The following is a 7454-nucleotide window of genomic DNA, read 5'->3' as shown; positions in this document are numbered from 1 at the left end:
CGGCTCACCTACCGGCTCGCCAAACTGCGCTCCGACACCCTCGGCACCGCACGTTCGGACCTGCCCCGCATCGTGCGTCGACTGGAGGCGGGCGACACCGTCGACCTCGACACCGAGATGAAGCAGCTCGACCACGGAGACGACGAGGTCGGCCAGGTCGCGGACGCCTTCAACATCGCCCAGCGCACCGCCGTCAGCGCCGCCGTCAAACAGGCCGACCTCCGGGCGGGCGTCAACCGGGTCTTCCTCGGTATCGCCCACCGGAACCAGTCACTCGTGCAGCGCCAGATCCAACTGCTGGACCGGGTCGAACGCGAGGAGGAGGACCCCGACCTGCTGGAGAGCCTCTTCCAGCTCGACCACCTGGCCACCCGCGGCCGTCGCCACGCTGAGAACCTCATCATCCTCGGCGGGGCGCAGCCCGGTCGGCGCTGGCGCCACCCCATCCCCCTCATGGACATCCTGCGCGGCGCCATCTCCGAGACGGAGGAGTACGCGCGGGTCCGGGTGACCTCCGTACCCGAACTCTCGCTGGCCGGCGCCGCCGTAGCCGACGTCATCCACCTGCTGGCCGAGCTGGTGGAGAACGCCACCGCCTACTCCCCGCCGCACACCGAGGTCACCATCGCCACCGAGACCGTGCCCAAGGGGGTCGCCGTCGAGGTCGAGGATCGCGGACTCGGCATGACCGAGGACGCCCTGTTCAGGGCCAACACCACCCTCAGCGAGGCGCCCGAGTTCGACGTCATGGGCCCCGGCACCGACGCCCGGCTGGGCCTGTTCGTCGTCGCTCGCCTCGCGCACAAACACGGCGTCGGCGTGCAGTTGCGCTCGTCGCCTTACGGAGGGACGCGCGCCGTCGTGCTCATTCCGTCGGCGCTCATCACGTCCGGTACGGGCGGGGGGACTGAGCGGCCCCGGATCAACGGTGTCGCCCGGACAGGGGGGAACGCCACACCGGAGCGGTGGGACCAGGCACGCACGCACGACATCCTCGCCGCCGCGGGCGGGCCCTCCGGACGTCAGCGCCCCCTGCTGCGCCCGGTGCCCCCGTACCCGGACGGTGACACCCGCGTGGGCCGGTCCCCGCGCGGTACCGGCTCGCCCGTGCTCCGGAGGGTTCCCAACCTGGCGTCCCCGGACGCCGACGGAACCGGCGCCGGTGAGGCTGAGGAACACGGACACGGCCGCGTGGGGGCCGGTCCCGACCGGCCCGGGCTGCCCAGACGCAGGCGGCAGGCCAACCTCGCACCACAGCTCAGGGAGGACCGGGGCGAGGATCGCGCGCCGAGGTCGGCGGGCCGGAGCCCGGAGCAGGCACGCCAGATGATGAACGCCTTCAACGCGGGGACGCGCCGCGGACGGGCCGGGGATGTCGACGGGAGCGAACACGGAAGTGACGGTCAGGTCGGTGCGGGTACCGACGATCACACGGGAGAGAGCGACTGAGATGGTGGGCAAGAGCAAGGCCGCGGACAACCTGGACTGGTTGTTGGACGATCTGGTCGATCGCGTGGTCGGCGCCGACCACGCGATCGTGCTGTCGGCCGACGGGCTGTCCCTGGGACGGTCCCGCGCGTTGGCCGCCGAGGACGCCGAGCACCTGTCGGCGCTCGCGTCCGCGTTCCAGAGCTTGGCGCGCGGGACGGGACGGCACTTCGGCGGAGGAGAGGTCCGCCAGACCGTGGTCGAGATGGAGCACTCCTACCTCTTCGTCACCGCGGCGGGGTCGGGGGCCTGCCTGGCGGTGCTGGCCAGCGCGGACGCGGATGTCGGTCTGGTCGCCTACGAGATGAACCTGCGGGTCAGGCGGGTGGGGCAGTTCCTCACGGCTGCGCCCCGGCGGTCCGCTGGACTCAGCGCCATGGGAGGGACGGGTTCGTGAACACACCGGGCGAACAACGTGGCATCGTCCTTCCGGGACCCGTATCCGCGGAGGGGGCGGGTACCGGGACCTCGGGCACGGAGCCGGTCGGCGGCCGGTCCGCGCCCTGGTATCGGGGGCGGACCCACCCGACCTCCGAGGGGCCCTCGCCGGGCGTCCTGGCGGGTGATGCCCCAGGAGGCTCCCTGGTCCGCCCCTACACGATGACGAGGGGGCGCACGCGCCCCAGTGACTACGGGCCGCGGTTGGACATGATCACCATCGTGGTCGCCGTCCGCGGCCGGGCCGAACGGCCCCTGGAGCCCGAGCAACGGGAGATCCTGCGGCTGTGTCGGCGGCCGATCTCGGTCGCGGAGATATCGGCACGGCTCGATGTCCCCATGACCGTGGTGAAGGTGCTCCTGGGCGATCTCGTCGCTGAGGGAGACGTTCGCACGCGGGCTTCCGTACCCGTGACCCAGCTTCCCGAGAAGAAAGTACTTCAGGCGGTACTCGATGGCATCCGCAGACTCTGAGACCCGGCCGGGGGCGCGGGAACCGACCCGGCAGGAGCCGATCCCGCAGGCAGTCAAGATCATCGTCGCCGGGGGGTTCGGCGCGGGCAAGACCACCCTGGTCGGCTCCGTCAGCGAGATCGCCCCGCTGAGTACCGAGGAGGTCATGACCGAGGCCAGTTTCGGGGTGGACGACACCGGAGGCGTGGAGGACAAGACCACGACCACGGTGGCTCTGGACTTCGGTCGCATCACCATTAACTCGGACATCGTGTTGTACCTGTTCGGGACGCCCGGCCAGGACCGGTTCTGGTTTATGTGGGACGAGTTGTCCGAGGGAGCGCTGGGCGCGGTGGTGCTCGCTGACACACGCAGGCTCGACACCTGTTTCCACGCCGTCGACTTCTTCGAGCGGCGTGGGGTGCCGTTCGTCGTGGCTGTCAACCGGTTCGACGGTGCCGACGACTACGGGGCGGAGGAGGTGCGCGAGGCGTTGGACGTCACCGAGGGCGTCCCGATCCTGATGGCCGACGCACGGGTACGCACGTCGTGCAAGGAGGTCCTCGTTGAGCTGATCACGCACGTTCTCAGGGTGCGGAGCCCGGCTCTGAGCGGATGAGGTTCGGCGCCCCGGCGCCGGGCCGACGGGCGGGTCCGGTATACGTTCGGGACACACGCCCTCGAAATGCGGTGTTGAACGCTACAATGTCGCGGCAGTGACCTTGGCCGTGATCTGCCCTGATCGCCCCATCCGCCTCTTATCTGAATCCTGGTATGCGAAACTCAGACCGACTTCCTCCACGCGAACTCCCCAAGCGTCGTTCCGGTCGACACCGCAACCCGTTGTCCTTCGACAACTGGTTCGGTACTCCCGCGCTGGTCATGGCGGTCCCGGGAACGGCCGAACAGGCCCGGGACGCCGACGGCGGGTCGATCGGTGCCCGGATGGCCGATCTGGTACGCGCCTACCGCCCAGAGGTCACGATCCGCTTCGGACACACCGAGGGTGACGAACAGACACTCGCCGAGGCGCTCACCGGACTGGACGACGGGGACGACCGTCCGCTGGCCGGTGTCGTGGTGCCCCTGGTCACCGCGCCGCACGAGACCGTGTCCGAGGTGATCTCCGCGGCCGTGGCCGCCTCGGGCGCGAACGTACGCGTCACCGAGGGACTGGGTCCCCACCCGATGCTGGCCGAGGTCCTGCACCTGCGCCTGGCCGAGGCCGGCTTCGTGCGGGCCGACCGTATGCGCCTGATCAGCGTGGTGGCTCGAGACACGACGATGGCTGACGGTGTCGTCGTCGGCGCGGTCGGCGGTGAGGGCGCGGTGGGCGCGGCCGGGGTGAGCGCGGTCCTGCTCGCGGCCCGTCTCGGGCTGACCGTCCTGCCCGCGGATCTGGACAGTGCGGCGTCGGTGGAGCAGACCGTCGGCCAGCTCCGCCAGGGCGGGTGCCAGCGTCCGGTGATCGCACCGAGCGCGCTGGGGCCCGAGCTGCCCCGCGCGGATCTGGAGGCGCTGGCCGAGCGTTTCGGGGCGCGACTGGGTACATCGCTGGGGGCGGACAGCCTTCTGGGTAAGATCGCGGCGCTGCGCTACGCCGAGGTCCTCAACTCGCTGGGGGTCGAGCAGCCGCCGACCGTCGACGAACTCCCCGCGCCGGTGGGTTCCCGACACCGCCCGGAATCCTGACCCGGGGCGCGACACGCCGAGTCCCACGGCAAGACATACGGGGCCATCCGTTCCACGGGTGGCCCTTTGCCGTGTGTGCTGCCGTGACCTGCGGGTTTCGAGACGAAACAGGGATTCCTTAGCACACCTGGAGAGGACGCTCCCGCCACAAAGGATAACTATTCGTGATTGTTTGACAGCGTAGGGCAATGAAACTCCGATAGCCTCACAACGACCGCACTCCGCCGAAGCGCCTGCCGAGGAGCACGGCGGATCCACAGGCTGGAGGGGGCCATGCGTAGAACCCGCGACCGCGCGCCCACGATCCGCGCGCAGCTCACCCGTATCGTGCTGATCCCGAGCCTGTGCTTCTTGGCGCTCTGGCTCGTCGTGGCCGCTGTGGGCACGGTCCAGGCGGTCCAGCTGATGGACGCGGTCGCCCAAGCGAGGGAGGGGGCCCGTGCCTACTCCGCGGCAGCCAACGAACTACGGGCCGAACGGCGTCTGACCGTCGTCCATCTCGGCCTCGGCGAGCGGGAGGCGGCCGACGACGGACGACGCGCCGAGCTCGAGGCGCAGCGTGAGCGCACCGACGCATCCCTGACCCGGGCGGTCACCGTTGCGGGTTCCTCGTCGGTCGGCGGTGACGAGGTCGAACGCAGCGCGGCCACGGTCGAGGAGGCGCCCACGGCGCTCACCGAGCTGCGCACGGACGTCGACGAGGGGAACGCGGGCCGAGGAGAGGCCTTGATCCGGTACGGCGACGTCCTCGACGGTGTCCAGGACGCCACGACCGCCCTTCTGCACTCCACCGACGGCGGCGAGAATCTGACCGACGCGGTCCTCACCCAGGAACTGCTCGGAGCCCGGTCCGCCTTCGCCCGGGCGGACGCGCTCTTGGCCGGGGTCATCGCCGCGGGGGAGATGAGCTATGAGGAGACCGCCCACTTCACCTACCTCACCGCCTCCTACCGCGACGCTCTGGAGACCGCCGAACCCGCCATGCACCCCAGCGTGAGGAAACGCTATGAGGAGATGGTCTCCCAGGACGCCTGGACCCGGGCCGAGAGGGTCAGCCGCCGGGTGGTCACCCGCTCCCCGATCGCCGAGGCCGCTACGGGGGAGGGTGATCAGGCGATCGAGGGCGCGCTCCCCGGATGGAACACCCACATCGACGTCACCGACGTCGAGTGGGACGGCTCCTCGGCCGCCGCCGCGCTGGCCCTGGACGGGCTGACCCGGCTCCAGGTCGAACGCACCGTCGACCTGGCCTGGAGCACCGCGCTGCTGCGCGTCTCCCTCGGCGTGGCCGCCGCGGTGGCCACCCTCGGCGCGGGCGTCGCCGCGATCGCCGTCGTCGGCCGTTCCTCGCGCCGCCTCACCGACCGGCTGGACCGGCTTCGGGAACAGATCCTGGACCGTGACGAGGACCTGCCCACCATCCTCGACCGGGCCCAGAGGGGACACCGGGTCGACGTCCACGAGGAGCTGCCCCTGCTGGACGAGTGCGGGGACGACGAGATCGGGCAGGTCGCCGAAGCCCTGGACAGCGCCCAGGTCGCCGCGGTGGAGGCGGCGGTCCGCCAGGCGGAGATCCGGCGCGGCGCCAACCGGGCGTTCCTCGGCGTCGCCTTCCGCAACCAGACGCTGGTCCAGCGCCAACTGCGCCTACTGGACGAGATCGAGTACCACGAGCAGGACCCGGAGGCACTACGCCGCCTGTTCCGTCTGGACCACCTGGCCACACGGGCACGCCGCTACGCCGACAACCTCATCATCCTCGGCGGCGGCCAGTCGGCCCGCCGCTGGCGACAGCCGCGTCCGCTCGTGGACGTGCTGCGCGCGGCCATCGCCGAGACGGAGGACTTCGAACGGGTGCGCCTGACCTCGGCGCCGCGGGCCCTCCTCCAGGGGCAAGCGGTCGAGGACGTCGTCCACCTGCTGGCGGAACTGGTGGAGAACGCCACCCAGTTCTCTCCGGCCGGAACCCCCGTGGACGTCAGCTGCGCGCCCGTGGCGGACGGTCTGACGGTGGAGGTCGAGGACCGGGGCCTGGGCATGTCCGAGCACGGGTACGCGGCCGCGGCGCGGACGCTCGACCAGCCTCCGGAGTTCGACGTGATGGCCCTGCCCGACGACCCCCGTCTCGGGTTGTTCGTCGTGGCCCGGCTCGCCGGACGGCACGGGGTCCGTGTCTGGCTGCGCCCGTCTCCCTACGGCGGGACACGGGCGACCGTGCTCGTTCCCGACACCCTCCTCGAACCGTTGGAGAACGCGACGACGGTCGCGGGACGGGGGACCCCGCCGTCGGGTGTGCCGACGGGCGGTCCGATACCTGACCCCACACGGCACCCCGAGGAAGGGGGAGGGGCACCCGTCCCCGGTATCGGGCATAGCGGGCCCCAGGTCACCGCTCCGCCCGGCGGGGTCCCCCCCCACCCCGCACACCCCAGCGGGCCCCAGGTCGTCCCCCCGCCCCACACACCGCACGGGAGCCACGGTGAGCGCTGAGACATCACGGGCGGGAATCGGGGACGGTCACCGTCTCCCCGACCCTGACATCGGGTCGGTCCCGGTTCCGGAGGTCGACGTCCCACGCGCACCGGAGCCCGATGTCCCCGACACGGCACGGCCCGACCCGGACGGCGCCTGGGACGGGCGGGAGAGGTTCCTGCGTCCCTTCGCGGTCGACGCGGGCGACCCCGACGCGGCGGGGTCGTGCGGCATCGCGCGCGGACGCGGGATGGACCTGCTCGGGCACGTCGTCGCCGCCCGAACGCCCGGACGGCGGGAGTGGCTGCGGCCCGAGCGCGGCGCCATACTGGAGCACGCCCGGTACGCACGNCTGCCGGTGGGCCAGGTCCGAGTGATCGTCGCCGACATGGTGGACGACGGGTCGCTCCAGCTCTGCGGCCCCTCCCGGCCACTGGCCCACCAGGACATCCTGCACGCGGTTCTCGTGGGACTGAGGTCACTCTGACCGACCCTGCCAGGTGCGTCGGTGTTCGGTGTTGCTAGCGTTCCGGCATGCGCAGCACCGAACACGTCGGCGTCGTCGGCGCCGGAATCATCGGACTGGCCCTCGCCCGGCGGCTCGCCCTCCAGAGACCGGGCGTCCACGTCACGGTCTTGGAGAAGGAGGCCTGGGTCGCCGCGCACCAGACCGGCCACAACAGCGGCGTCGTCCACGCCGGCCTGTACTACCGGCCGGGGTCGCTCAAGGCCACCCTGTGCCGACGAGGGGTCGGGCTGCTCAGGGAGTACTGCGCGGAGCACGGGCTGCCCTACCAGGAGGTCGGCAAGCTCCTCGTCGCGGCCGACGCCGACGACACGGCGCGGCTGGAGGCCATCGAGCGGCGCGCGAAGGACAACGGCGTCCCCGGCGTGGTCCGACTCGGCCCCGG

At 71.6% G+C, this 7454-nt stretch carries 8 protein-coding genes (1 of these 8 running past the window's edge); all 8 read left to right on the top strand.

Features of this window, described 5'->3' with window-relative positions; translation table 11 throughout:
* Positions 1 to 1449 carry the 3' portion of a sensor histidine kinase gene (locus D471_RS0118235; protein WP_017599945.1) on the top strand. The gene continues 1032 nt to the left of window position 1, outside the view, so only the last 1449 of its 2481 coding nucleotides appear in the window; the start codon falls outside the window, past its left edge; it ends in the stop codon at positions 1447 to 1449.
* Between the two features lies 1 nt (position 1450).
* Positions 1451 to 1885 carry a roadblock/LC7 domain-containing protein gene (locus D471_RS0118230; RefSeq protein ID WP_017599944.1) on the top strand — a complete coding sequence of 145 codons (435 nt, stop codon included), beginning with the start codon at positions 1451 to 1453 and terminating at the stop codon, positions 1883 to 1885.
* Entirely contained in the window at positions 1882 to 2400 is a 519-nt protein-coding gene (locus D471_RS38505; protein ID WP_026127845.1) for a DUF742 domain-containing protein, read from the top strand. Before D471_RS0118230 ends, D471_RS38505 begins: the two co-directional genes overlap by 4 nt.
* Positions 2381 to 2998, top strand: coding sequence for a GTP-binding protein (locus D471_RS0118220; protein WP_017599942.1), 618 nt, complete (start codon positions 2381 to 2383; stop codon positions 2996 to 2998). The genes D471_RS38505 and D471_RS0118220 overlap by 20 nt, the downstream gene beginning before the upstream one ends.
* A 155-nt stretch (positions 2999 to 3153) precedes the next feature.
* On the top strand, positions 3154 to 4071 hold the full coding sequence (locus D471_RS0118215; protein ID WP_026127844.1) for a sirohydrochlorin chelatase: 918 nt from the start codon (positions 3154 to 3156) through the stop codon (positions 4069 to 4071).
* A gap of 273 nt (positions 4072 to 4344) precedes the next feature.
* Positions 4345 to 6561, top strand: a complete 2217-nt coding sequence (locus tag D471_RS0118210; RefSeq protein WP_017599940.1) for a sensor histidine kinase — start codon at positions 4345 to 4347, stop codon at positions 6559 to 6561.
* A gap of 232 nt (positions 6562 to 6793) precedes the next feature.
* On the top strand, positions 6794 to 7030 hold the full coding sequence (locus tag D471_RS42750; RefSeq protein ID WP_051059215.1) for a DUF742 domain-containing protein: 237 nt from the start codon (positions 6794 to 6796) through the stop codon (positions 7028 to 7030).
* Between the two features lie 47 nt (positions 7031 to 7077).
* Positions 7078 to 7454: FAD-dependent oxidoreductase (locus D471_RS35000; protein WP_040690188.1), on the top strand; the 377-nt coding region annotated here is incomplete at its 3' end.

It is taken from the genome of Nocardiopsis lucentensis DSM 44048 (assembly GCF_000341125.1).
In the GTDB taxonomy this organism is placed as follows: domain Bacteria; phylum Actinomycetota; class Actinomycetes; order Streptosporangiales; family Streptosporangiaceae; genus Nocardiopsis; species Nocardiopsis lucentensis.
This window is presented reverse-complemented; position numbering and strand designations above follow the sequence as displayed.

Coding starts and splice junctions, on each gene's coding strand:
- D471_RS0118210 (WP_017599940.1), top strand. CDS start 4,345: ATGCGTAGAACCCGCGACCGCGCGCCCACGATCCGCGCGCAGCTCACC.
- D471_RS0118215 (WP_026127844.1), top strand. CDS start 3,154: ATGCGAAACTCAGACCGACTTCCTCCACGCGAACTCCCCAAGCGTCGT.
- D471_RS0118220 (WP_017599942.1), top strand. CDS start 2,381: ATGGCATCCGCAGACTCTGAGACCCGGCCGGGGGCGCGGGAACCGACC.
- D471_RS0118230 (WP_017599944.1), top strand. CDS start 1,451: ATGGTGGGCAAGAGCAAGGCCGCGGACAACCTGGACTGGTTGTTGGAC.